At 64.8% G+C, this 22668-nt stretch carries 26 protein-coding genes and 1 tRNA gene; 15 read left to right on the forward strand and 12 right to left on the reverse strand.

Annotated features, from left to right (window positions below):
• Positions 1–6: 6 nt before the first annotated feature.
• Together FJV43_RS03955 and FJV43_RS03960 are read left to right on the forward strand one after the other, a co-directional pair.
• Entirely contained in the window at positions 7–738 is a 732-nt protein-coding gene (locus FJV43_RS03955; RefSeq protein ID WP_239629835.1) for an aspartate/glutamate racemase family protein, read from the forward strand.
• Positions 739–1105: 367 nt separating this feature from the next.
• Complete coding sequence (locus tag FJV43_RS03960; protein WP_239624788.1) at positions 1106–1600, forward strand: hypothetical protein; 495 nt, start codon at positions 1106–1108, stop codon at positions 1598–1600.
• A gap of 180 nt (positions 1601–1780) precedes the next feature.
• On the opposite strand, the gene FJV43_RS03965 is transcribed toward FJV43_RS03960, so the two are convergent.
• The 4 genes from FJV43_RS03965 to FJV43_RS03980 form a co-directional block, all read right to left on the reverse strand.
• A complete protein-coding gene (locus tag FJV43_RS03965; protein WP_239624789.1) occupies positions 1781–2176 on the reverse strand; it encodes a hypothetical protein in 396 nt (131 codons plus the stop codon).
• 103 nt (positions 2177–2279) lie between these two features.
• A complete protein-coding gene (locus FJV43_RS03970; protein WP_239624791.1) occupies positions 2280–2618 on the reverse strand; it encodes a hypothetical protein in 339 nt (112 codons plus the stop codon).
• Positions 2619–2755: 137 nt separating this feature from the next.
• Positions 2756–3286: a gamma carbonic anhydrase family protein gene (locus tag FJV43_RS03975; protein ID WP_239624793.1), complete on the reverse strand. Its 531-nt coding sequence runs from the start codon at positions 3284–3286 to the stop codon at positions 2756–2758.
• An 82-nt stretch (positions 3287–3368) separates the two neighbouring features.
• The gene (locus FJV43_RS03980; RefSeq protein ID WP_028180891.1) at positions 3369–3698 is read right to left on the reverse strand and encodes a hypothetical protein; all 330 of its coding nucleotides are present in this window, start codon (positions 3696–3698) and stop codon (positions 3369–3371) included.
• 221 nt (positions 3699–3919) lie between these two features.
• On the opposite strand from FJV43_RS03980, the gene FJV43_RS03985 reads away from it, so the two are divergent.
• Positions 3920–4627, forward strand: coding sequence for a hypothetical protein (locus tag FJV43_RS03985; RefSeq protein WP_239624794.1), 708 nt, complete (start codon positions 3920–3922; stop codon positions 4625–4627).
• Between the two features lie 229 nt (positions 4628–4856).
• On the opposite strand, the gene FJV43_RS03990 is transcribed toward FJV43_RS03985, so the two are convergent.
• The gene (locus FJV43_RS03990) at positions 4857–5711 is read right to left on the reverse strand and encodes an AraC family transcriptional regulator (RefSeq protein WP_239624796.1); all 855 of its coding nucleotides are present in this window, start codon (positions 5709–5711) and stop codon (positions 4857–4859) included.
• Positions 5712–5951: 240 nt separating this feature from the next.
• On the opposite strand from FJV43_RS03990, the gene FJV43_RS03995 reads away from it, so the two are divergent.
• Genes FJV43_RS03995 through FJV43_RS04005 form a run of 3 tightly spaced genes read left to right on the forward strand, consistent with a single transcriptional unit; the run spans position 5952 to position 9699 of the window.
• Entirely contained in the window at positions 5952–8078 is a 2127-nt protein-coding gene (locus tag FJV43_RS03995; RefSeq protein ID WP_239624797.1) for a molybdopterin oxidoreductase family protein, read from the forward strand.
• A gap of 2 nt (positions 8079–8080) precedes the next feature.
• On the forward strand, positions 8081–8386 hold the full coding sequence (locus tag FJV43_RS04000; RefSeq protein WP_091889461.1) for a ferredoxin family protein: 306 nt from the start codon (positions 8081–8083) through the stop codon (positions 8384–8386).
• Positions 8383–9699 carry an FAD-dependent oxidoreductase gene (locus FJV43_RS04005; protein WP_239624799.1) on the forward strand — a complete coding sequence of 439 codons (1317 nt, stop codon included), beginning with the start codon at positions 8383–8385 and terminating at the stop codon, positions 9697–9699. Before FJV43_RS04000 ends, FJV43_RS04005 begins: the two co-directional genes overlap by 4 nt.
• A gap of 370 nt (positions 9700–10069) precedes the next feature.
• Here FJV43_RS04005 and FJV43_RS04010 read toward each other — a convergent pair whose 3' ends face one another.
• The gene (locus FJV43_RS04010; RefSeq protein WP_007602550.1) at positions 10070–10288 is read right to left on the reverse strand and encodes a DUF3126 family protein; all 219 of its coding nucleotides are present in this window, start codon (positions 10286–10288) and stop codon (positions 10070–10072) included.
• A gap of 135 nt (positions 10289–10423) precedes the next feature.
• The gene (gene cysE / locus FJV43_RS04015; RefSeq protein ID WP_028180886.1) at positions 10424–11248 is read right to left on the reverse strand and encodes a serine O-acetyltransferase; all 825 of its coding nucleotides are present in this window, start codon (positions 11246–11248) and stop codon (positions 10424–10426) included.
• Positions 11249–11527: 279 nt separating this feature from the next.
• Between cysE and FJV43_RS04020 the strand changes: the two genes are divergently transcribed.
• Positions 11528–12886: a hypothetical protein gene (locus tag FJV43_RS04020; protein ID WP_239624800.1), complete on the forward strand. Its 1359-nt coding sequence runs from the start codon at positions 11528–11530 to the stop codon at positions 12884–12886.
• A 342-nt stretch (positions 12887–13228) separates the two neighbouring features.
• Here FJV43_RS04020 and FJV43_RS04025 read toward each other — a convergent pair whose 3' ends face one another.
• Positions 13229–13465, reverse strand: coding sequence for a DUF2933 domain-containing protein (locus FJV43_RS04025; protein ID WP_239624801.1), 237 nt, complete (start codon positions 13463–13465; stop codon positions 13229–13231).
• A 201-nt stretch (positions 13466–13666) separates the two neighbouring features.
• Here FJV43_RS04025 and FJV43_RS04030 point away from each other — a divergent pair, with 201 nt between their 5' ends.
• A complete protein-coding gene (locus tag FJV43_RS04030) occupies positions 13667–13918 on the forward strand; it encodes a hypothetical protein (RefSeq protein ID WP_239624803.1) in 252 nt (83 codons plus the stop codon).
• 62 nt (positions 13919–13980) lie between these two features.
• Positions 13981–14271 (forward strand): hypothetical protein, encoded by a 291-nt coding sequence (locus FJV43_RS04035; RefSeq protein ID WP_239624804.1) that lies wholly within the window; start codon positions 13981–13983, stop codon positions 14269–14271.
• Between the two features lie 406 nt (positions 14272–14677).
• On the opposite strand, the gene FJV43_RS04040 is transcribed toward FJV43_RS04035, so the two are convergent.
• Positions 14678–15091, reverse strand: coding sequence for a hypothetical protein (locus FJV43_RS04040; protein WP_239624806.1), 414 nt, complete (start codon positions 15089–15091; stop codon positions 14678–14680).
• A gap of 106 nt (positions 15092–15197) precedes the next feature.
• On the opposite strand from FJV43_RS04040, the gene FJV43_RS04045 reads away from it, so the two are divergent.
• The gene (locus tag FJV43_RS04045; protein ID WP_239624807.1) at positions 15198–16133 is read left to right on the forward strand and encodes a LysR family transcriptional regulator; all 936 of its coding nucleotides are present in this window, start codon (positions 15198–15200) and stop codon (positions 16131–16133) included.
• Between the two features lie 93 nt (positions 16134–16226).
• On the opposite strand, the gene FJV43_RS04050 is transcribed toward FJV43_RS04045, so the two are convergent.
• Together FJV43_RS04050 and FJV43_RS04055 are read right to left on the reverse strand one after the other, a co-directional pair.
• Positions 16227–16982, reverse strand: coding sequence for an alpha/beta hydrolase (locus FJV43_RS04050; RefSeq protein WP_239629838.1), 756 nt, complete (start codon positions 16980–16982; stop codon positions 16227–16229).
• Between the two features lie 165 nt (positions 16983–17147).
• Positions 17148–18284: a hypothetical protein gene (locus tag FJV43_RS04055; protein WP_239624809.1), complete on the reverse strand. Its 1137-nt coding sequence runs from the start codon at positions 18282–18284 to the stop codon at positions 17148–17150.
• Between the two features lie 310 nt (positions 18285–18594).
• Between FJV43_RS04055 and FJV43_RS04060 the strand changes: the two genes are divergently transcribed.
• Together FJV43_RS04060 and FJV43_RS04065 are read left to right on the forward strand one after the other, a co-directional pair.
• Positions 18595–18840: a zinc-finger domain-containing protein gene (locus FJV43_RS04060; RefSeq protein WP_007602543.1), complete on the forward strand. Its 246-nt coding sequence runs from the start codon at positions 18595–18597 to the stop codon at positions 18838–18840.
• Positions 18841–18859: 19 nt separating this feature from the next.
• Positions 18860–20062, forward strand: a complete 1203-nt coding sequence (locus FJV43_RS04065; RefSeq protein WP_239624811.1) for an FAD-dependent monooxygenase — start codon at positions 18860–18862, stop codon at positions 20060–20062.
• Between the two features lie 32 nt (positions 20063–20094).
• Here FJV43_RS04065 and FJV43_RS04070 read toward each other — a convergent pair whose 3' ends face one another.
• Entirely contained in the window at positions 20095–20511 is a 417-nt protein-coding gene (locus FJV43_RS04070; protein ID WP_239624813.1) for a twin-arginine translocation pathway signal, read from the reverse strand.
• Positions 20512–20684: 173 nt separating this feature from the next.
• On the opposite strand from FJV43_RS04070, the gene FJV43_RS04075 reads away from it, so the two are divergent.
• The 3 genes from FJV43_RS04075 to FJV43_RS04085 all read left to right on the forward strand — a co-directional run bounded on the left by FJV43_RS04075 (position 20685) and on the right by FJV43_RS04085 (position 22464).
• Positions 20685–20773 (forward strand) — tRNA-Leu (locus tag FJV43_RS04075).
• A gap of 170 nt (positions 20774–20943) precedes the next feature.
• Positions 20944–21081: a hypothetical protein gene (locus tag FJV43_RS04080; protein WP_239624814.1), complete on the forward strand. Its 138-nt coding sequence runs from the start codon at positions 20944–20946 to the stop codon at positions 21079–21081.
• Positions 21082–21216: 135 nt separating this feature from the next.
• Positions 21217–22464: a multidrug effflux MFS transporter gene (locus tag FJV43_RS04085; protein WP_239624816.1), complete on the forward strand. Its 1248-nt coding sequence runs from the start codon at positions 21217–21219 to the stop codon at positions 22462–22464.
• Positions 22465–22668: the final 204 nt, after the last annotated feature.

The raw sequence follows: 22668 nt of genomic DNA on the forward strand, positions 1-22668 counted from the left end.
GATCCGATGCGGCTTCACGTCGTCAATCCCAACACCACTGCGTCGATGACGGCGAAGATCGCCGCTGCGGCGCGCAGCGTCGCCCTGCCCGGCACGGTGATCGACGCGCGTCAGCCGACGATGGGCCCGGTCTCGATCGAGGGATTCTACGACGAAGCCTTCGCAGTCCCCGGCATGCTCGGCTGCATCCGTGAAGCCGACCGCGACGGCGCGGACGCGCACATCATCGCCTGCTTCGACGACACCGGCCTCGACGCCGCGCGCGCCGCCGCGACAGCGCCGGTGATCGGCATCGGCGAAGCCGGCTTCCACATGGCGAGCCTGATCGCCGCGCGCTTCGCCGTGGTGACGACGCTCGGTGTGTCCATCGTGCCGATCGAGCACAATCTGAGGAAATACGGCCTCGCCGAGCGCTGCACCCGGGTCCGCGCCGCCGAAGTGCCGGTGCTCGCACTGGAAGAGCGCAATACCGATGCGCTCGGCAGAATTTCGGCGGAGATCACTGCCGCGATCCGAGACGACCGCGCCGAGGCCATCGTGCTCGGCTGTGCCGGCATGGCCGATCTCGCCGCCGATCTTGCCGCCACGCACGGCCTGCCCGTGGTCGACGGCGTCGCCGCGGCGGTGACGCTGGCGGAATCACTGGTTCGGCTGGGGCTGAAGACCTCCCGGCTCGGGCCCTATGCCGCGCCGCGATCGAAGCCCTATGATGGACTGCTGTCGGGCTTTCGTCCGTAAGCGCAGCACCACATACCTATGGACGGCATGAGCACGGGGTCCGTGTGCCCGGCCCGCACCGACACCGCGACGATCGGCCTCGTCTGCCGATTCTGATGCGGAATCACTGACGCGCGCAGCCCCGACGACCGGATCAGCAACGCGTCCTCGGGCGGACGCCTGCGACCCGGATGGAGCGAATCTCGCGAAAATGCGGCGGAAAAGGTGTTATTGAACCTCTTTTTGCAGCCGCCGGTCCCATTAATCCCAACCAGCCTCTTTTTGGTCCTATTCCTTGCCGAAACCTAAGGCTTTCGGGACGCCCCGGTGGCCCTCTGGGTTGCCGGTCTTCGCCATTCGCCAAGTTTCCATTTGGGTTTTGTCAGCGATGATCGATCTCGCCCGGGACACACCGTCCACCTCCCTCCTTCGCCTTGGCGGCCAGCCCATCGCGCTGACCGCTGCAGCCCTCTTGCTCCTGATCGCGGGCGTGACTTCGATCGCGATCTGGCGTGCCTATACCGGCGCCGCCCCTGAGAGCGACCGCATGGTGGCATCGCGGCAGCTCCAGGCCCGCGCGGCCCAGGCGTCCGAGCAGCTGGTCGAGAAGACCAAGGGTCTGGAGGCGACCCAGCAGGAGTCGATCGACCAGCTCCAGGTGGTGCAGGATCAGCTCCTGACCATGAAGCGGCTGCTCGCCGCGCAACAGGCCGATACCAAGCGTCTGTCAGAGCAGGTCGCCACCCTGAACGAATCCATCGACGGCTTGCGGCAGTCATTTGCCAGTGCGCGGGCGACCGAGGTCGAAACACCGTCGGTTACCCGCAGGAAACCGGCGCGGCACCGCATCCAGGCCAGCGCGCGCAAGCGGTCACGCGGCTGAGCCGACAGCCGCGGGAACTTTATTTTCGCCACTTGTGAACTGGATCACATTCGCCCGTAGGATTCCGCGCGATGTTGCCATCTACCGGATGGCGTGAGCCGATTTCAATATCCGGGGCTGGCAAGGTCGTTGACGGTATACTGCGTCAACGGCCTTGTTCTTTAACAGGTTTATTCGGTCTTACTCGCAGACGTCGACGCGGCGGTACCGCCATCCCGACGGCGTCATGACACGCTTCCGCGCGACATAGCAGCCGCCGTAACCGTCGTTGTAGCCGGGGCCGTAATAGTAGGGATCGCCGTAATAGGGATAACCGTAGCCGTAATAGCCGCCGTAGTAGCCGGCACCGACGAAACCCGCGCCGATTGCGACTCCTGGCCAGAAGCCGCCGCCATGCCAGTGGCGATGCCCCCAGCCTCCCCCATGGAAGCCGCCGCCACGAAAGCCGCCGCCATGGAAGCCTCCGCCATGGAAGCCTCCACCATGTCCGAAGCCGCCGCGCGCCTCGGCCGCCTGCGGCGCCAATAGTCCGAACGCCGCCACAGTCAGCGCCGCCACGATCATCTTGCGAAACATCACTCGATCCTCCGCGTGGAGACACTCCACGCTTCAAAGCCGGACCAAGCTAACGTCAGTTGGGAACTCGTGACAGCCACGCTGTCTCACTTCCGCGCGAGCGTCAGCAGCCGCGGCAGATGCTCTTGATCTTCCTGTCGAGCTGCCGGTTCTCAGCATTGACGGCGGCATCAGCCGCCTCACCTCCGCCGGTGCCGGTAGTGACTCCGGAGCCAGGGCCGGATGATTGAGCCGTACCCAGGCTGTTGGTACCGGGCGGCGGAACTGGCGAATTGGCAAGCCCTCCGGTCGATCCTACTGAGCCTCCCGTCGATCCCACTGAGCTTCCACTCGATCCGGCAGAGCCGCCGGTCGTTTGCGCGAACGATGAGGCGGGCAAGGCCGCGAGTGCGAGGATCATGATCATAGTCTTGATTGAACTGGTTGCAGACGATCTGGCCATCGGAAGTTCTCCTTTGCCGGTCAACCGACGCGCCGAAGACAGGTTCCGGAACAGGCGTCTCAGGCGCAACCGGCGTCGCGTTCGCCGCGCAATGCTGCCGAGCTGATTTTGTCCACTCCGCGCCGCACCGCGATGCGTCAACCGATCCGCTTCAGACCCTTCTTGAAGCGCGGGCCGTTGGCGACATAGAACTTGGCCGCGCCTCCCATTCGCTGCACCTGGGCGTCGTCGAGCGTGCGGACCACACGCGCCGGCGAGCCGATGATGAGGGAACGTTCAGGAAATTCCTTGCCCTCGGGAATGACGGAACCGGCGCCGACAATGCTGTTGCGGCCGACCCTGGCGCCGTTCATCACGACCGAGCCCATGCCGACAAGGGCGCCCTCCTCGATGGTGCAGCCATGCAGGATGACATTGTGGCCGACCGTGCAGTTCCTGCCGACGTGAAGCGGAAAGCCGAGATCGGTGTGGCAGGTCGAGCCGTCCTGCACGTTGGCGCCCTCGCCGATCTCGATCCACTCGTTGTCGCCGCGCAGCACGGCGCCGAACCAGACGCTCGCACCGGGCTTCAGGCGCACGCGGCCGATCACGGTCGCGGTCTCCGCGATGAAATAGTTGCCGTCGGCGGGAAGATCGGGCGCCTGCCCGTCGAGCTCGTAGATCGCCATCAAGGTCTCCTGTCGGGTTGACCCAGCCATAGCGAAACGGCGGCCCCGACGCAAAGGGCCGGCCGCGCTCAAAGCGCGGGCGTCAGACCAGGATGCCGGCCGCGCGCAGCGTCATCAGAAAGAAGGTGCCGCTCATCATGCTCCAGAAGCCGGCGATGACGGTCGCCATCATCACGAATTCGACGCGGCGGCTTTCCACCTGCACGCCGCGCAGCGTGTTGCGCATGATGATGAAGGGCGCGGCGAACACCAGGAACGGAACCGCCGCGAAAGTTTTCGGCGCCACGCCATCCTGCAATAGCCCGAAGCCTGCGGGCCGCTGCGCGAGCGCCTGGTAGCCGTTCACGAGCGCGCCAGCGAGCGCGAAACCGATGCAGATCGAGAAGAAGGTATTGAGAGCTTCGGGTGTCATCGGAACAGTCCGCATTTACACAACGCCGGAGCTTTCCTGTGACAAAGAGTGCCGGTTAACGCTACATTATCCTTAAGAGAAGGTTAATGCGGCCGGCCGGTCCACGCAGGGCCGTCCCCGCCTCCCGCAGCCGGGAATGCTCCGCGAAACCGCGCTCGCGTGGCATATTCGCCGCTGATTCGTCGGCCATCGGCCGACCTCCGGCTCGACTTGCGCAATTCATGACGGTGTCTTCGGCAGCTCCCCTCAGGTTCCCCCGCACGCGCACCCGCGCGCATGTCCTCCCGATCGTGCTCGCCGGCACTGCCGCGGCATGCGCGGTTGCGCTCGTCGCCTATTTGTTGTGGCCGACCTGGGGCCCCAGGGGCGCCAACGCCCCGGACAAGCTGCCGGTGAGCATCGGCGGCACACTGTTCAACCTGCCGACGGCTGCGATCCGCATGAAGATCCAGCGGCACTCGGGGCCGCAGGAGCGCATCGATCTCGACTTCCTCTATCCCTCGCTGGAGCCGCCCGGCGCGCCGAAGCACGTCACCTCCGAGACGGTGGAAGCAGCGGTGCAATCGATCGACCGTATCTTCCTGTCGATCGCGGCCCATCACGATGCGCTCTCGCCCGAGCAGCGGACAGCGACGATCTATCCGCGCTATCTCGATCAGGCAGCAGTGATGCCCGCCGACGGGCTGACGATGCGGACGTTCCGCACCGACACGCCTTACGGCAGCGAGGATCTCTATTCCGCGGCAAACCCCGCGCTGGCCGCGCGCTGCACGCGCGATGCGGCCACCCCGGGCATGTGCCTCTCGGAGCGCCGCGTCGGCGGCGCCGACCTCACCTTCCGCTTTCCGCGAAGCTGGCTGTCGCAGTGGCGTGACGTGGCGGATGCGATGGACAGGCTGACGGAGCAATTGCGCGGGCCGAGGGGCTGAACTCGGCCGCTCTCCTCCTGCCCCGCCGCAAGAACGAAGCCTCCCTGACCAAAATAGCGAAAACAACCCCATGCACAGTAGCCAAGTCGCTGCGATTATTCGTATTTTTCGAAGTCAACTTTGACCCGTGGGCATGGGGTGACGGTCGCGGAGGCGACCGCGCAGCTCCGCGTGCGCGACAAGACATAGCTCTTGCGGCGGCGAGGTCCGCCCTCCCTTGACGGAGGCCTCAGTCCCGAACCTTCTGTGCCCGATACAGGCTCGGCGTCGTCCCGACCGCCTTGCGGAAGGCGCGGTTGAAATTGGGCTGCGATGAAAATCCCGCGGCATAGGCGATGTCGACCAGCGGCCGATCGCTGGTGGACAAGAGCCGCTTGGCCAGATCGAGACGCTGACGGCTGACATATTCATGCGGCGCGCTACCTGTCGCCGCCTTGAAGCTGCGGGAGAAATGCGCCGGGCTCATGCACGCCACCGACGCCAGATCCTTCACCGTGAAATCTCGATCGACGGCCGCCGCGATGAACTCCGTCACGCGCGACAGCCGCTTGGCATCGAGCGGTTTCTGGACAGCATGGGATTGCTTCAGCCGGACTGACGTTGCCGCATAGCTGTGCACCAGATGAGCCGACAGGGCCCGCCCCAGGCTCTCGACCAGGAGGCGGCCGGTCGAGGTCTCATGTTCGAGCTCGCCGAGGATCCGGTCCGCGACGTGCTCGATGAAGATGTCGCGGTCGATGCTCTCGTAGCGGATCGACATTCCGGACGGGTCGATGTCGAGATCCCGAAGCATGGTGTCGTCGAACGGGTGTCCGGGAAGAAAGATATGCAGGCACTCCTGCATCTGGTTCTCGACGCGGATGAAGTCCTCGCGGATGCCGGCCGGACACAGCCACACGGTGCCCCTTCTGCCGAAAGTGCGCTGCCGCATGCCTGCACCTTCCCGATCGACGACCGAGTTGCCGCGCAGCAGGATCGCGATCTCGGTGTCGCGCGGCAATTGTGCCGGCAGATCACCCGGATCATGGCTCCACCGCTCCGCAAGCAGGTGCGACCAACGCCGCTCGTTGGATGTCTGAAGCATTCTGCCGGTAACATATTTATCGACAGAATTGCCGAGCATACCCATCGTGTCTCTCCGTCAGACAACGCGATGTGCAGGTAAAGGTAGTGCCGGGTCCAGCAATTAGCATGCCAGAGATCGGCCCGGGCGTCCACCGGCCGAGAGCAGGCTGGGACAACAACACCGCACGTTTTGAGAAGCCAGACCGGGCCCGACGACCGCATCCTTCGGATTGCCTCAAATCAGGAAGCGGAGAGTTCCATGGCAAGGACCACGGTCATTGGCGCATGCCCTCACGATTGCCCGGACACCTGCTCGATTCTGACCACGGTCGAGGACGGCAAGGCCATCGCCGTCCGCGGCAATCCCGACCATCCGTTCACGCGCGGACGGCTTTGCGTCAAGGTCAACAACTACGAGGAGCGTGTCTACAGTGACAAGCGCGTGCTGTATCCGCTCAAACGCGTCGGACCGAAAGGCACCAGGCAATTCCAGCGGATCTCCTGGGAGGAAGCGCTCGCGACCATTGCCTCGCGCTGGACATCCGTCATTGCCGAGCACGGTGCGCAGGCGATCCTGCCCTACAGCTATCTGGGCACGCAGGGCGTCATCAATGGGCTGAACGTCGGCGATCCCCTCTTCAACAAGCTCGGCGCGACGGTTCTGGAGCGCACCTTCTGCGATTCCGGCTCTTGCACCGCGTACATGATGACGATCGGGCACACGCCGGGCGTCGATCCCGAGAGCTTCGTGCACTCGAAGTACATCATCCTGTGGGCCTGCAACACACTGAGCACGAACTCGCATCACTGGCCGTTCATCGAGCAGGCGAAAAAGGCCGGTGCCAAGCTCGTGGTCATCGATCCCGTCCGCACCCGCACCGCGCGCCTCGCCGACTGGCATATTCCGATCCGTCCCGGCACCGATGCTGCGCTGGCGCTCGCGATGATCCACATCATCATCAAGGAGAATCTGGTCGATCGCGACTATATCGACAAATACACCGTTGGTTACGACGAGCTGGCCGAACGGGCGTCCAGCTACACACCCGAATTCGCCTCGCAGGAAACCGGCATTCCCGTCGACGACATCGTCAAGCTGGCGCGGGAATATGCGACGACACCTCCGGCCGTCGTCCGCATCGGCGTCGCGGTCGAGCGGCATGCCGGCGGCGGTCAGACCGTGCGCGCGATCGCCTGTCTTCCGGGACTGATCGGCGCCTGGAAGCACGTCGGCGGCGGGCTGCTCCAGCTCCCGATCTGGGCGTTCCCGGTCAGATGGGACGTGCTGATGCGTCCTGATCTCCAGCCGGAGAAGATGCGCGTGCTCAATTCCTGGCGCCTCGGAGCGGCGCTGACGGGCGAACTCGGCTTCGATCCGCCGATCAAGGCGCTGTTCGTTTACAACGCCAATCCAATGGCGATGGTGACCGAACAGGGCAAGCTCGAAAAGGGATTGGAACGCGAGGATCTCTTCACCGTCGTCAGCGAGCACTTCCTGACCGACACCGCCAAATACGCCGACATCGTTCTGCCCGCAACCACGCAGCTCGAGCAGAAGGACATCATGTTCTCCTGGGGGCATCTCTATCTGTCCTACAACAACCAGGCGATCGCGCCGCTCGGCGAGGCCGTGTCCAACACCGAGCTGTTCCGCCGGCTCGCGCGCGCGATGGGCATCACCGACCCCTCCTTCTTCCGGAGCGACGACGAGATCATCGAGGCCTCCCTCGACTGGAGCAGCCCGGTGCTCGCAGGCATCACGCTCGACGACGTCAAGGCCAAGGGCTATGCACGCCTCAACATGCCCGCACCGGCCGACTGGGCGCCGCACCGCGAGGGTAATTTTCCGACCGCATCGGGGAAGTGCGAGTTCAGCTCGACCATCGCCTCCGGCGGCAACTTCGTGGTGCCGCTGTTCCGCCAGGGCTACAATGGCGATCAGGACGCCACGCCGGTCGATCCTCTGCCCCACTACATCCCGCCGAACGAGAACCCGCGCACCGCGCCCATGCTCGCAACGCGCTATCCGCTCAGCCTGATCTCGCCGAAGAGCCACGCCTTCCTGAATTCGAACTACGGCAACCTGCCGGCGCAGACCGCGCAGGCTGGCGAGGAACAGGCGGTGCTCCTCAATCCGGACGATGCGGCACAGCGTGGCATCGTCGCGGGCGCGCCGATTCGCGTGTTCAACGACCGTGGCGCGTTCGAGGCCTTCGCGACCGTTTCGGCCGACGTCATGCCGGGTGTGGTGGTGGCTCCCTCGGGCTACTGGCAGCGGTCCAATCGCAGGGGCGCGACGGTTCACGTGCTGACGCCTCCCGCCTTCGCCGACCTCGGCCGTGCCCCGACATTCTCGGACATCCTCGTTCAGGTCAGCGGGGCCTGACGATGACATATGTGGTCACCGACAATTGCCGCGGCTGCCGATACACCGAATGCGTCACCGTCTGTCCCGTGGAGTGTTTCCACGTCGATGACACCATGACCTACATCGATCCGGAAAACTGCATCGATTGCGGTGGCTGCGCGCCGGCTTGCCCGGTCGGCGCGATCGAGCCCGACTATCGCCTCGCCGCGGACAAGAAGTACTGGATCGACGTCAACCGCAAGCGCGCGACCGAGACCCCCGTCATCAGTGCGCGCCTGCCGGCCCTGCCGGGGGCCGATGAACGCAGGCAGGCGCTGGGCCGATGACGGGGTCCGCTGCAAACGAAAACCGCATCGCCGTCGTCGGCAGCGGACCGAGCGGCTTCTACACCACCGAGGCCCTGTTGCGCTCGGGCGTGCCCTTGACTGTCGACATGTTCGAACGGCTCCCGGTGCCGTACGGGCTGGTGCGGTTCGGCGTTGCCCCTGACCATCCGAAGCTCAAGCAGGTCACAACGGCCTTCGACCGGATCGCCGCCATGCCCGGGTTTCGCTTCATCGGCGGCGTGACCATCGGAAACGACCTCACGATCGACGAGCTGCGCGAGGCCTATGACGCCGTCGTGCTGGCGACGGGCGCCGAACTGAGCCGGGCGCTCGACATCCCCGGCGAAACACTCCCGGGCAGCCACACGGCGGGCGATTTTGTCGCGTGGTACAATGGACATCCGCAGTTTGCGGATCTGCGGTTCGATCTTCATCATGAGACCGCGATCGTCATCGGCCATGGCAACGTCGCTCTCGACGTGGCGCGCATCCTCGCCAAGACCGCGGACGAGCTGCGCCGGACCGACATCGCGCGTCACGCGCTGGACGTGCTGGCTGAGAGCCGGATCCGCGAAATCCACGTCGTCGGCCGCGGCGGACCGGCGCAGGCCAGGTTCACCGCAAAGGAATTGCGTGACTTTCTCGAACTCAACACGTGCGACACATGCGTCGACATGCGCAACGTCAGCTCTGATGAATTCGAGCCGCGATCTTCCGGCGATCCGGAGCTGACCGAAAAATTGTCGTTGCTGCGCGCGTTCTCGCAGGCCGCCGTGACGAAGCCGCGGCGCTGCGTTTTTCGATTTCGTCTGTCACCCGTGGCGCTCCGCGGACGAGACCGCCTGGAGGCCATCGCGTTCAAGCAGGAATCGGGCGCTATCGAGGACATCGCATGCGGCCTCTCGCTCAGCAGCGTCGGCCGGAAGACCACGCCGGTGGCTGGGGTTCCCTATGACGCGCGTCGCGGCGTGCATGCGAACGTCGACGGACGTGTCGCGGTCGATGGTTCGGTGACCGAGGGCCTCTATGTCTGCGGATGGAGCAAGCGCGGGCCGAACGGCACGATCGGCACCAATCGCGGCTGCGGCATTGCGACCGCAGAGGCCGTCCTGGCGGATATCACCCATCGACGGCCGCGCTCGGACACGCCTGACGCACTGCTTGCGCGCCTGACCAGCCGCGTCGCACGCATCGTGAGCTATCCGGATTGGGCCACGATCGACGCGGCCGAGAAGCGCAGGGGAGCCGTGCTGGGCAAGCCCCGGGAGAAGTTTGTCACGATTCCCGACATGCTCGCCGCCGTGGGCGCGTGACGGAGAAGCGTGCACGGACCGCGAAGGTAACGGCGTCATTGCGAGCGCAGCGAAGCAATCCAGAATCCCTGCGCGGAAAAATTCCTGGATTGCTTCGCTTCGCTCGCAATGACGATGGGGAGCGAGTTCAGCTCGATCTGCGTGCCCCGGACGCAGCGCAGCGTCTCTTCGACGGTGCGCTGCTGAGCCGGGGCCCATGTTGCGGAGATGCGTCGTGCGGCTTCCTGGGTCCCGGCTCAGTACTGCAACGCCGTAAGCGCGTTTACGCGCGTCCTCGACGCGCTATGGGCGTTGCAGTACGTCCGGGACACGAGAGAACGCCGCGCATGGCGAAGACTCAGCTCCGCTCGCGACGACGGCGTACCAGCAGCTACTCCTGATCGACGAGATCGTCCTCGAGGATCGCCATCTGGAACTGGAACGAGCGATCGTCGTCCTCGTCGTCGACGAAGAGCACGCCGATGAACTCCTCGCCGATATAGACTTCGGCGGAATCATCCTTCTTCGGCCGCGGCACGACGCGGATCTTGGGATTGCCGAATACGCGCTTCAGATACGCGTCGAGCTTCCTTACTTCCTTGACGTCCACGGCAAGTCTCCAATCGAAATCTAACGTGGCGGGGTTTTAGGACGAGACGCGACGAACCGCCAGCATGAATTGCCAAAGAATTTGGGGACGACAAGGGCCGGAGAATCCGGCCCTTTGCAACGTCAAACCACGGTCTCAAAGCCCCATGGCGTTGATCATCTGATCCATGGTGCGCGAAGGCTCGGCGCAGCCGGCTTCGCCGACGATCTTGGCGGGCACGCCTGCAACCGTGACGTTGTGCGGCACCGGCTTGACCACGACCGAGCCGGCAGCGATGCGGGCGCAATGGCCGATCTCGATGTTGCCGAGGATCTTCGCGCCGGCGCCGATCAGGACGCCGTGACGGATCTTCGGATGACGATCTTCATTCTCCTTGCCGGTGCCGCCGAGCGTGACGCCGTGCAGGATCGAGACGTCGTCCTCGATCACCGCCGTCTCGCCGCAGACGAAACCGGTGGCGTGGTCGAGGAAAATGCCGCGGCCGATGCGCGCGGCGGGATTGATGTCGGTCTGGAACACCGCGGAAGCGCGGCTCTGCAGATAATACGCAAAGTCCTTGCGGCCCTTCAGATAGAGCCAGTGCGCGAGGCGATGGGTCTGGATGGCGTGGAAGCCCTTGAAGTAGAGCAAGGGATCGATGAAGCGCGAGGTCGCGGGATCGCGATCGTAGACGGCGACGAGATCGGCGCGGAAGGCGTTGCCGAGATCGGGATCGTCGCGCAGCGCTTCGTCAAAGGTCTGGCGCACCAGATCGCCCGACAGCGCGGAGTGATCGAGGCGGTCGGCGACGCGATGGACCACGGAGTCTTCGAGGCGGCTGTGGTGCAGCACCGTCGAATAGATGAAGGTCGCAAGCTCGGGCTCGCGGTGGACGATGTCCTCCGCCTCGCCCCGGATCCGATCCCAGATCGGATCGAGCGATGCGAGCTTTCCTCCCGGATTGACCTGATGCACTGCCATGCGATTTGCTCTCTCGAATTGGCCTCTTTTACCGGCTGTATAGCACAGTCTAGGCGACAAAGTCCTGACGGGCTTGCCTGAGAGTGAACAGCACCTTGCCCCGCGGGGGTACGCCAAGGCTTTGAAACACAAGCATTTCTTCTGACGCCCCCCAGCGGCAAGGTCGGCTCAAAGTGGTCAGAGTTCTGCCAAATTCAAGCGGGGCGGCATCAAACTATTGGTGAATTCTCTCCGAGCCGCTATTGCAGGCGAGGTCCGAACGAGGGGCACGGAACCGATTTGACCATCACCACCGATCAATTGCGCGCACGCGCCGCTGATACGTTTTGGCTTCGGCTCGCGGCGGCGGCCCTGCCCCTCCTGATGATCGCGCCGGCGTTCTGGAACGGCTATCCGCTGTTGCAATGGGATACCGGCGGCTATCTGGCGCGCTGGTACGAGGGCTATCTCGTCCCAAGCCGCTCCACGGTGTTCGGCCTCTATCTGCACTATGGCGAGAGCTTTGGCTTCTGGATCAATCTCGCCGTCCAGTCGCTGGCGACGCTGTGGCTGCTGCAGCTCACGCTCCGTCTGTTCTCGATGATGCAGACCTTCCGCTTCGTCGCGATCAGCCTTGGCCTGATCCTGTCGACCGCGCTGCCCTGGCTTGCAAGCCTGCTGCTCACCGACATCTTTGCAGGACTCTCGGTGCTGTCGCTGTTCCTGCTGGTCATCGGAGGACAGCGCACGTCACGGCTCGAAAAGGTCGCGCTGTTCGCCTTCACCGCCTTTGCCGCCGCAACCCACAGCGCGACGCTCGGCGTGCTGCTCGGTCTCTGCGCCGCGGGCTGGATGGCGCGGCCGTTCGTGGGCAAGCGGCTTCCGCTTGCCGGATTGACACAGGCGAGCCTCACCATCGTTGCGGGCGGCCTGATGCTGGTGTCGGCGAATTATGCGCTGTCGGGCAAATGGACGTGGACACCCGGCGGCTACGGCGTCGCCTTCGGCCGCATGCTGCAGGATGGCATCGTTGCGCGCTATCTCAACGACCATTGCCCGCGCGAACGCTACAAGCTCTGCCCCTATCGCAACGATCTGCCGGCGAGCGCCGACGAATTCCTGTGGGGCAAGAGCATGTTCAACACGCTCGGCCGCTTCGATGGGCTCAACGAGGAGATGGGCTACATCGTCGTGCATTCGCTCGCGGACTATCCGGCCTGGCAAGCCGGCGCGGCGTTGCGCGCGATGGGACAGCAATTGCTACATGTGGCGACCGGCGAAGGCACCAATGGCTGGATCCCGCACACCTACGGCATCATCGAGCGCTACATCCCCTCCCAAGTCGCGCCGATGCGGGCGGCGCGGCAGCAGCAATGGGACATCAATTTCGACTACGTCAACTGGCTGCATGTGCCCGTCGCGCTGGCCTCGATGCTGGGGCTGGTCCTTCTGCTCGCGCATGCGCTGGCGAAGCGCCGGCTGGACGACCTGACGCTGCTGGCCGCGACGGTGACGCTGGCCTTGCTCGGCAACGCCTTCATCTGCGGCGTGATCTCCGGCCCGCACGACCGCTACGGCGCGCGGATGGTGTGGGTCGCCACCTTTGTGGTGCTGATCGCCGCGACGCGCCGTATCGGCGAGGACGTCAAAGCGCGATGAGACTGGGGTGAAGCGTCATCGCGCTTGGATTCGTCCGAGCAGCAATCGCTTTCATCGAAAAGGAACACCCGGAACTGACTTGGCGTTCAACAGCCTCTCCGAGTCGGCAAAGAACCAGAGTCCGATAACAGCCCTTGGCCGGCTCCGGTCGCTCTCGAGCGGGCCGCTTGCACGTCCGCTCGTGCCCCCAAGCGGACATGTAGCGGACGTCCTCGGGCAGCAACGCGGGCCGAAGGAAAAGTAATTAGCAGCCGACCACGATCAGGATGATTCCGGAAAGTCCCAGAAGGATCGACGAGAAAGGCCAGCCGAATTCCCTGCTGCGCATCCGGCTCCGTCATGTCAACGGTGCCGGTGGTCCCCACCTCCACGATGCCTGCCGTGCATGAAAAAATGCATGAGCGGACAAGCTAGGAGAGGCAACCAGAGCAGAGCGCCAAGCACATGGGCCTGATGCTGGGTGAACAGCAGCGCGCCCGCGATAGCCGCGATAACGGCAAGTCCCACAACGGTTAGAGAATTGCGCGACAGGCCCCGGCGTACTCCGGCCTGATCGTGGGCATGGTCTGGCAAGGTCATCGGAGCACCTCAAGACGGCACCATTGCCTGATCGGCGAACAGGGCCAAGTCTCGCAGATCTCGCATAATAATCTTGATGCACGTCAAACTGCGGTTCCCCGTAACGGTCGGCAACGGCAGCGTTGATGTGCATCAAATCGCGATCTCAGGACTGTTGTTTAATGGAATTTCAACAGGTCTGTCTCAACCGGAGGAACGTCCATGACTGCCAAGAATTTTCTCGCTGTGCTGGCGCTCGCTTCTCTCCTACCTGCTCCCGCAATGGCTCAGACCGCAACGAAAGACACTGAAAAGAGCGGTCACCACTATCAGGGCGGGCCGAAGACCGAAGTGCCTCATCACATGGGTAAGAAGGAAACTACCGGAAAGGCGACCACCGGCCAGTCCGGCGGACATCACTACACCGGCGGACCAGCAACATCGACACCGCATCACATGGGCGACAAAAAGTAAGCGGCATGAGAACCGGTGGCGTGCCGCACCGATGATGCGCCCTCCTTATAGGAGTAACTGGCATGGCAAAGCTCCCTTATGTGCGAACTATGTTCGCAACTTGCATGCTGTTTCAGGTGATCTACGTTCTATGCGTGCTTCTCTGGTTGGCCTTCCCAGACTTGAAGGGCCATGAACTCCTCCCGATTGTCTTTCCCGGTTTCAAAACGATTGCGGTCGGGAGCCTCATCTACGGCCTTGTCGCCAGCATGATCTACGGGTGGGCCGTTGCGATCATCTACGTCTTCTTCTTCAATCTTTGGCCGCAACTCGTGGCTGCTGTTATTGGACCGCGAGCGGTGCAACGCACCTAAAACGGACATCGGAGACTACTGACGAACAAACTCCTGCCGCCTGCGAACAACTGACTGGTTGGCTCGAACCGAACGGCGAGATGCCAGCATTTGGCCCTTTGCCGACGTTCCTACTCGCTTCGAACCGACGTCTCATCAGCGCCCTTAGAGGGCTCCAGATCTCTGCGCATGAAGGAGTGGACGGCCTACCCTGAAGGGAGCGGATGCCCTCTTGTGATGGGACATTTCAGAATACGGTGACAGTGCACTAATCTCCGCACGGCGCGGCTATCCGGAGCGCTGATCAGCGCCAACTTTGTGCACGGTCACCGCAATGGAGCATGCCAGCAGGTGCTCGAAGACAAATCCCGGATCACTGAAGCTGAAGCTCCTTAAGGCGAATGCGCAGGCCCTCGCCTCAATGCGTTCACACCGCCTTGGCGAGCGCGAACAACCGGAAATCTTCGAGCGCCGCGTGCCGATGCGGAGCGACTTCGCGCCGGTAGGTCTCGGTGTCGACGATCGCGCGGAAGGTGGCGAAATCGCCGTATTCATTGATCGCCGCTTCGTCCCAGCGTTCGCCTGGCGAGCCGACGAGGCTCGTCAGGACCGGGCCGGAGAACATCCGCGCGAGCGGCTTGCCGGCCGCGAGACGCCGGAATGCCGGCCTGTAGCGCTCATTGAAGGCTTCGCGGCCCGTACAGGGCGCGGCGTCGAACCCGTCCTCGTAACGCGCCTGCGCGCGGTAGCGAAGCAGATTGAGCATAAAGACCGGCTGGCCGGATGGGATCGCCCGCTCGGCGGCGTCAAGGGCTTGCAGAGTGACTTCGATAGGGTTCATCGGACTTCCCGCGTTTTGGCGTCGCAGACTGCGCGCTGGCGCTTCGTGGTTAACCGTTCGGGCCTGGCTCTTGTAGTGACCCCGCAGCCATGACTATGTGGACTCCATGTCCACAACGGCTTTGCCTCCCGATCTCTCGCGTCTTCTCGCCTTCGTCCGCGTCGTCGAGGCGGGCTCCTTCGCCGAAGCCGCGCGGCGGGCGGGGACGACCACCTCGGCGATGTCCAAGGCGGTCGCCCGCTTCGAAAAGGCTCACGGGCTGCGGCTTTTGCATCGCTCCACCCATTCGTTGGCGCTGACCGAAGAGGGCGACAGGCTGATGACGGCGGGACGCGCGTTGGTCGAAAGTCTCGCCCATGTCCAATCCGCGCTCGGCGAAGTCGCGCGCGACGATGGCGGACGGGTGCGCGTGACCGCCCCCGCCTCGTTCGCGCGCGCCTGCATCCTGCCGCGACTGCCCGCGTTCCTGCGGGAACGGCCGGAAATCGAGATCGAGGTCAAATTCCGCAACGAGATTCTCGATCTCGCGGCGGAAGGCGTCGACGTCGCGATCCGCTCGGGGCCGCTCGACCGCGCGCCGGGCCATCAGGCGCGGCGGCTTTGCACGTTCTCCTGGATCGCTTGCGCCTCGCCTGCCTATCTGAACGCGCGCGGCGCGCCGGCCACTCCATACGAGCTTTCCGCGCACGACCATGTCGGCTTCCGGAATCCCGCGAGCGGTCAGATCCTGACCTGGCGCTTCGCCGACCCGCGCGGCAAAGCACCCATTCGCGTCACGCCCAAGCCCAAGCACATCTGCGACGACGCGCACGCTTCGCTCGCTTTGATCGCGAATGGGTTTGGGGTCGGCTGGGGGCCAGCGTGGCTCGTCAACGAAGACCTTCGCACCGGCCGACTGGTCGAAGTGCTGGCGCCCTGGCGCGCGCCTGGGGAACCTCTATGGATGCTGCGCACCTCGGGCCGCCGCCCGCCCCTGCGCACACAGCGCGTCATGTCGTTCCTCACCACGCTTCCCGCCGCGTTCAGCGACAAGTCGGTGTGAAGCATCGGCCGTCACCGAAATCCAGGCGCCAAGCAACTGGGCTCCAGGTCCCAGGAATTGGTGGGCGAAGACCCCTCTTGGCCCTTTGCCGGCTCAGCCGCGGCGTGACAGGAAATCGAGCACGCCGGTCTTGTAGACCTTGTCGCCGACCGCGCGCATGTGGTCGCGGTTTGGAATGTCGAGCACTTCCGAGCCCGGGATGATCGCGCTGAGCGCGCTCGCACTTCCTGCGACATCGTCGGTGGTGCCGACCGCGATCAGCACGGGCACGTCGATGCGCGCAGCCTCGTCCTTCGTCATGAGATCGCGCGTACCGCGCAGGCAGGCGGCGAGCGCACGGCGGTCGGAGCGCGTCTGATCGGCAAACGCGCGGAACGTGCGGCCGACGGGATCGGTGACGTCCTCGAGCGCCGGCGCTTCCAGCGCCTTGGCGACGTTCTCGCCGGGTCCGGTGCCCTCGATCAGGCCGCCGATGCCGATGCCGCCGAGGATCGCCGAGCGCAGGCGCTGCGGCTCGTTGAGCGAGAGCCACGCCGTCATCCGTCCTCCCATCGAATAGCCCATGATGTCGGCCTGCGGGATGGCGAGGTGATCCATCAGCGCGAGCACGTCGCCGGCCATGGTCGGGATCGAGTACTGTTCGGGCTCGTAGAGCTTCGCGCTTTCGCCGTGGCCGCGATTGTCGAGCGCAATCACGCGGCGGCCGTTCTTGCGCAGCTCCGAAACCCAGGTCGGATAGACCCAGTTCACGTTCTTGCTGGAGGCAAAGCCGTGCACCAGCATGATCGGATCGCCCTCGCCTTCGTCGAGATAGGCAATTTCAACGGCGCCGTTGTGAAAGCTCGGCATCATCAGTTCCACGGGGTCTCTGGGGGGAAGGTTGATCTTAGCCATGATCCGGAATTGTGTGCAGCGGTTTTTCCGCGCGACAAACGCGGACCGCATTTGCGCGAAGATCATGCTCAAACAATGACCCACAGCGGCGACGACGAATTACCTCGATCCCATCAGGTTTTAGGCCCTGACGGCCGCATCCGCCAAAGCGGCATCAGCCGCGATCCGCGCCCGGCGAAGCCGCCGCGCCCGCCTGCGATCGCACCAGGCCTGGGTCAGGCGCTCGGTCGTCGCCTTGATGGAGGACAGAAGGCCGAACAGCGTCAGTGCCGCGCCGAACAGCGCCAGCGCCAGATCGAACGCGCCGCCGATGAGCAGCAGTGCGCCCCGGCCCAGGAGCTTCATGATCGCGCGCGTCTTGCCGCCCTGCGCTTCCGCAAGCCGCGCCGCGCGCGCGACGTCCTTGGGACCCTCGGCCATGCGCAAGGTGTCCATCGCACCGCGCGTGCCGGTCTTTTCGGCGACGCGCGTGACGTCCTTGCCGAGCCGGACCAGCGCACCGGCCTTCTCGGCCCGGAACGCGGCCTTGATCGCGCTCATGGTCTGGCCCGGCCGCAGCACCGAGCCTGATACCACCGCGTTCCGGAGCGTCGGCGTGTCGACGACCTCGCGCGCCGACCGGCCGGCCCATGCGGCCAGTCCCTCGCCGAGCCGTCCGACTTTGCGCGCATCCTTCACCAGCGTCAGTCCGGCGCGCACCGGCGCGGCACCGCCGACGGACACGTAGGTTGCCGCCGTCACCGCAAGGCCGGCAGCCGCAAGCCCGAGCACGAGACGGTCGGTGTCCTCGCCCATGGCAAGATGCTTGCCCTCGCGCACCACGTCCCTGATGTCGCCGAACACGAACAGATCGCCGGCGACCGTTCCCGACAGGCTCGCGACGTCGTCGGCGTTGCCGGTGACGAGACCGGTGGCGAAGCGTTTGGCGAAATGCGAGGTGGAGTTCTCCGCCTTGACGGCGTCGCTGACGCGGTTCAGCAGGTCGTCGGGGAGCGCGATGTTGCGATCGCGCGCCAGCGCAACGAAACTGTCGGCGAGATCGGCATCGCCGGCGGCGAGCGCGGCCTCGATATTGTCCTGAACCAGCCGGTCGTTCCGCCGCAGCAGCGCATCGAGCTTCAGCTCCGACAGCGCGGAGGGATCATCCTGGGCAGCGAGGATCGCGCCGGCCTCACGGGCATGCGGCGCGACCTGCACGAGCATGAAGCTGCACGCCGCGATACCGGTCAACGCTGTGCTGATTCGCAGCCACTTCATGCGGAAAGCCTGGATGGTCCCTTCGGGTCGCTTGCGCCTGACGATTCGTCCTTCGTCGCAACTTGCAGTCGTCCATAGAGATAGTTTGCCAAAATTGCGACACAACGTCCCCGACGAAAGAAGGGCTTCTCTCAGGCCTCAAGATTGTGTCGAATTTGCATGAGCAAATGAGCATGGGGCAATTGCGAACCTTTCGGTTCCACTGGACTAGCAATCATCTGCACCCGTAAGTATGGTCCGCGGCGCCTCAAAGATGCCGCGTCAGTTCTTGATTGTGTCTGCCGCCATTGCCACTCCAGGATGAGTTACGATGTCCGACCATGTCGTCCCGCACTTCCATAACGATGCCGGTGTCCCCGTCATCGAGATCGGCTCGCAAGAGTTCATGTGTGTGGGCGCCAACCCTCCGTTCGACCATCCGCACGTCTTCCTCGACCTCGGCAACGACAACGAGATCATCTGCCCCTATTGCTCGACGCTGTACCGCTTCGCGGCCGACCTGAAGGCGGGCGAAGCCCGCCCGCCGGAATGCGTCCTGAAGGACAAGGTGGCCTGACCGCTTCCACCGGTCAGGGGTGGCGCTCTCCCGAACGATTGTCATCGCCGGTGCCGGTATCGGTGGCCTGACGGCCGCGCTTGCGCTCGCGGCCCGCGGCTTCCGCATCGTCGTGCTGGAAAAGGCCGAGCGCCTCGAGGAAGTCGGCGCCGGCCTGCAGCTCTCCCCCAATGCCAGCCGCGTCCTGGTCGAGCTCGGCCTGACCGAACGCCTCAAGGCGCGCGCGGTAATCCCGGAAGCGGTCTCGATCATGAGCGCGCGCGCCGGCGGCGAGCTCTTGCGCATGCCGCTCGGCGAGGCTGCTTCGGCGCGTGCCGGCGCTCCGTATTGGGTGGTGCACCGCGCCGACCTCCAATCCGCGCTGGCGGGCGCTGTCGCCGATCATCCCGACATCGACCTGAAGCTGGGTGCAACCTTCGAGGACGTCGCGCCCCACGCCAAGGGCCTCACCGTCGTCCATCGCAGCGGCACGATCCGCCGCAGCGATCTCGCGAGCGCCCTGATCGGCGCCGACGGCATCTGGTCGACGGTCCGCCAGCATCTGTTCCCCGAGGTGCAGCCGCGCTTCTCCGGGCTGATCGCCTGGCGCGGCACGCTCGATGCCGCGCAACTGCCGAAGGACTATGCCGCGCGCCGGGTGCAGCTCTGGATGGGGCCGAACGCGCATCTGGTCGCCTATCCGATTGCCGGCGGACGCCAGATCAACGTGGTCGCGGTGCTGCCCGGCACCTGGAACCGGCCGGGCTGGAGCACGCCCGGCGATCCCGTCGAGGTGATGGACGCCTTTGCCGCCCCGCGCTGGCCGCCGGCTGCGCGGATGATGCTCGCCCCGGTCGAGAGCTGGCGGAAATGGGCGCTGTTCGGCGTGCCCGACGGCTGCCCCTGGAGCAAGGGCCCGGTGGCGCTGCTCGGCGACGCCGTGCATGCGATGCTGCCCTTTGCAGCCCAGGGCGCCGGAATGGCGATCGAGGATGCCGCCGTGCTCGCCCGGCATTTGAGCCCTGAGGCCACCGAGAGCACCAAGGACATCGCCGCCGCGCTGACGCAATACGGCCGTGCCCGCCAGGCGCGGGTCCTTCGGGTGCAGCGGACCGCGCGGCAGCAGGGCAGGATCTATCATCTCGGCGGGCCGCTCGCGCTCGCACGCGACCTTGCGATCCGCGCGCTCGGCCCGGAGCGCATGCTGGCGCGGCAGGACTGGATCTATAGCTGGCGTCCCTGATGCGAAGCGCGGTCCGCGGACGCCTCGGCAGATCACCTTTTTCCGGATGTCGAAGCGGGCTTGCCAGCGGGTGATGGCGGCTCCGCCGCAGGCGGCGTCGCCTCAGGCATCTCCCGGCACTTGTTGCGGCGCCAAGCCTCTTCCAACAACTGCGACTGCCCGCGCACAGCAATATAGTCGTTGCGATAGGCAAGCTCGGATACGACCGCGCCACCTGCCCCCGTCTCGGCCTTCTCCATCAGCCTCTGCAGATCGGCAGTGCGCTTGGCGAGCGCCTTGCGCTCGGTCTGCAGCTGCTTGCAGTCGTACAATTCATATCTTGCGGGATCGGCAAAGGCCGGTGCGATCGTCTCGCTCATGCCGGCGCAGCCGGAGAGCGCGGCGCCGGCGACAAGCAGCATGAGGAGCGCGCCAAAGCCGCGCAGCGAAGAGGAAAACGAAGCAGCCATGCCGGATGAATAGTCCCCGTGGATTGAGAATGCCTAAAGCAACAACAGATGTCCGGATTGAGGCTTTGCCTTGTGCGTCCGGCTCGCTTAAGGAAGAACCGTCCCTCCGGGTCCCAACGCGCCAATTCCAGATGGCCGGAGATGGACTTAAGTGTTTGATCTCGTTGGATCAAGCGGGCATGGCGGAATTGGTAGACGCAAGGGACTTAAAATCCCTCGGTGCGCAAGCGCTGTGCCGGTTCGACCCCGGCTGCCCGCACCAACGGAGCTGATGGCGCAGGCCGTGCGCGGCCCGGAGACGACCGCGCGGTGGATCCATGACGTCCTGCAAGGCGCTTTCGCGCCGTGCGAATTCGTCCGATCCAGAAGCATTTGAGCGCGGTGGAGAGCAGGACAAAACTGCTCGATCAGATTCTCCCGCAAAGGAGATCAATGGCACTCGCGCGCCAGCTCGTGATCCTGCTCGACGGCGCCACGACCGTGATGCTGCTCCATCGCGATCTCGCCTATGTCGATGCCGCCGGACAGTTGGCGCTCGACGTGATCGAGCGGGCCCGCAGCACCCGCTGAGCTCCTTGCCGTGAGCTCCGACGGCCCTCACAAAGTCTTGTCCGCCCCTGCTCCGCCTGCCAGCTATCCCGAAACGAGGGTTGTGCAACGCAGCATGAACGGAGATAAAGCCGCTCGATTTCAGGGGTGAGATTCTTGTCTGACGTCAATGCCGACGATTGGGTGTCCGCGGGACACCGCCCGATGGGATTTCCAGAATTCGTCATCGTGATCGCGTCCATCATGGCGCTCAATCCGCTTGCGATGGACATGATGCTGCCGGCGCTACCCAACATCGGCACCGCCTTCCAGATTCCCGTCGCGAACCATCTCCAGCTGGTGCTGTCGACCTTCCTGATCGGCTTCGGAGCCGGACAGTTCGTCATGGGGCCGCTGTCGGACCGTTTCGGCCGCCGGCCGGTGCTGCTCGGCGGCATGGCAGTCTATGCGGTCGCGAGCGTGCTGGCGGTCGCGGCGCCCTCGTTCGAGACGCTGCTGCTGGCGCGCGCGCTTCAGGGGCTCGGCACCGCGGCGACGCGCGTGATCGCGACCTCGATCGTGCGCGACTGCTATGTCGGCCGCCGCATGGCGAGCGTGATGTCGCTCGCGATGATGGTGTTCATCGCGGTGCCCGTGATCGCGCCCTCGTTCGGACAGGCGGTGCTGCTGGTGACGGCGTGGCGCGGCATCTTCGTGGTGCTGATGCTCTACGGGCTCCTCGCGCTCGCATGGTGTGTGCTGCGGCTGCCCGAGACGCTCCCCGAGTCGGAGCGCAGGTCACTGGCACCGGCCGACGTGCTCTCGGCGTTCCGGCAGACCGTGACCAATCGCCAGACCATCGGCTATGCCACGGCTGCCGGCAGCGTGATGGGCGCACTGTTCGCCTACGTGTTCTGCGCCCAGCAGGTCTTCACCGGCATCTATCGCCTCGGCCATTACTTCCCGCTCGCTTTCGCGGCGGTCGCGGTCGGCGTCGCCATTGCCGGCTTCCTCAATGCAAGGCTGGTCGGGCGGCTCGGCATGCGCGTGATCTCGCACGGCGCGCTGACGCTCTACACGGTGGTGGCCGGCGTGATGCTGCTGACGGAAAGTCTCGGCGTGCTGCCGCTCGCCTTGTTCATGGTGCTCTCCGCCCTGATGATGTTCTCGTTCGGCATGATGGTCGCCAACTTCACTGCGCTCGCGATGGAACCGCAGGGACACATCGCGGGGACCGCCTCATCGCTTTACGGTTCGATCACGACGCTGATCGGGATCGTGGTCGGCATGGTGATCGGGCAGAGCTTCGACGGCACGCTGCTGCCCTTCTCGATCGGCTTCTTTCTGTCGACCCTCGCCGCGCTTGCGATCGTGCTGGTGGTCGAGAAGGGACGGCTGTTCAAGCCGCATCATCGCCCTGCCTAAACCATGATCCGGACGCTTCATCCCAATCGCATGGCGCTTTAGGGAACCACGCGCCGGCCTCGATGTTGTCCTGCAGCAATTCGAAAGGGCGCTGCAATGGAACTGGAACACCGCGAAGACCACGCCGAGGTAGAACGGCAGAAGACGGAACGTTCCGAACCGCGCGCTGAGCAGGCCACCTTGACCACGCCGCTTGCGAGCGAG

The sequence above is a fragment of the Bradyrhizobium sp. I71 genome, assembly GCF_022354745.1.
In the GTDB taxonomy this organism is placed as follows: domain Bacteria; phylum Pseudomonadota; class Alphaproteobacteria; order Rhizobiales; family Xanthobacteraceae; genus Bradyrhizobium; species Bradyrhizobium liaoningense.

Bases quoted from the DNA above. Each gene is read 5' to 3' on its own strand.
- FJV43_RS03980 (WP_028180891.1), bottom strand. From the start codon at position 3,698: ATGACACCCGAAGCTCTCAATACCTTCTTCTCGATCTGCATCGGTTTC.
- FJV43_RS03965 (WP_239624789.1), bottom strand. From the start codon at position 2,176: ATGTTTCGCAAGATGATCGTGGCGGCGCTGACTGTGGCGGCGTTCGGA.
- FJV43_RS04060 (WP_007602543.1), top strand. From the start codon at position 18,595: ATGTCCGACCATGTCGTCCCGCACTTCCATAACGATGCCGGTGTCCCC.
- FJV43_RS04035 (WP_239624804.1), top strand. From the start codon at position 13,981: ATGGCAAAGCTCCCTTATGTGCGAACTATGTTCGCAACTTGCATGCTG.
- FJV43_RS04000 (WP_091889461.1), top strand. From the start codon at position 8,081: ATGACATATGTGGTCACCGACAATTGCCGCGGCTGCCGATACACCGAA.
- FJV43_RS04080 (WP_239624814.1), top strand. From the start codon at position 20,944: ATGGCACTCGCGCGCCAGCTCGTGATCCTGCTCGACGGCGCCACGACC.
- FJV43_RS04070 (WP_239624813.1), bottom strand. From the start codon at position 20,511: ATGGCTGCTTCGTTTTCCTCTTCGCTGCGCGGCTTTGGCGCGCTCCTC.
- FJV43_RS04050 (WP_239629838.1), bottom strand. From the start codon at position 16,982: ATGCCGAGCTTTCACAACGGCGCCGTTGAAATTGCCTATCTCGACGAA.
- FJV43_RS03975 (WP_239624793.1), bottom strand. From the start codon at position 3,286: ATGGCGATCTACGAGCTCGACGGGCAGGCGCCCGATCTTCCCGCCGAC.
- cysE (WP_028180886.1), bottom strand. From the start codon at position 11,248: ATGGCAGTGCATCAGGTCAATCCGGGAGGAAAGCTCGCATCGCTCGAT.
- FJV43_RS03955 (WP_239629835.1), top strand. From the start codon at position 7: ATGCGGCTTCACGTCGTCAATCCCAACACCACTGCGTCGATGACGGCG.
- FJV43_RS03985 (WP_239624794.1), top strand. From the start codon at position 3,920: ATGACGGTGTCTTCGGCAGCTCCCCTCAGGTTCCCCCGCACGCGCACC.
- FJV43_RS04040 (WP_239624806.1), bottom strand. From the start codon at position 15,091: ATGAACCCTATCGAAGTCACTCTGCAAGCCCTTGACGCCGCCGAGCGG.
- FJV43_RS03960 (WP_239624788.1), top strand. From the start codon at position 1,106: ATGATCGATCTCGCCCGGGACACACCGTCCACCTCCCTCCTTCGCCTT.
- FJV43_RS04045 (WP_239624807.1), top strand. From the start codon at position 15,198: ATGTCCACAACGGCTTTGCCTCCCGATCTCTCGCGTCTTCTCGCCTTC.
- FJV43_RS03995 (WP_239624797.1), top strand. From the start codon at position 5,952: ATGGCAAGGACCACGGTCATTGGCGCATGCCCTCACGATTGCCCGGAC.
- FJV43_RS03990 (WP_239624796.1), bottom strand. From the start codon at position 5,711: ATGCTTCAGACATCCAACGAGCGGCGTTGGTCGCACCTGCTTGCGGAG.
- FJV43_RS04055 (WP_239624809.1), bottom strand. From the start codon at position 18,284: ATGAAGTGGCTGCGAATCAGCACAGCGTTGACCGGTATCGCGGCGTGC.
- FJV43_RS04025 (WP_239624801.1), bottom strand. From the start codon at position 13,465: ATGACCTTGCCAGACCATGCCCACGATCAGGCCGGAGTACGCCGGGGC.
- FJV43_RS04005 (WP_239624799.1), top strand. From the start codon at position 8,383: ATGACGGGGTCCGCTGCAAACGAAAACCGCATCGCCGTCGTCGGCAGC.
- FJV43_RS04030 (WP_239624803.1), top strand. From the start codon at position 13,667: ATGACTGCCAAGAATTTTCTCGCTGTGCTGGCGCTCGCTTCTCTCCTA.
- FJV43_RS03970 (WP_239624791.1), bottom strand. From the start codon at position 2,618: ATGGCCAGATCGTCTGCAACCAGTTCAATCAAGACTATGATCATGATC.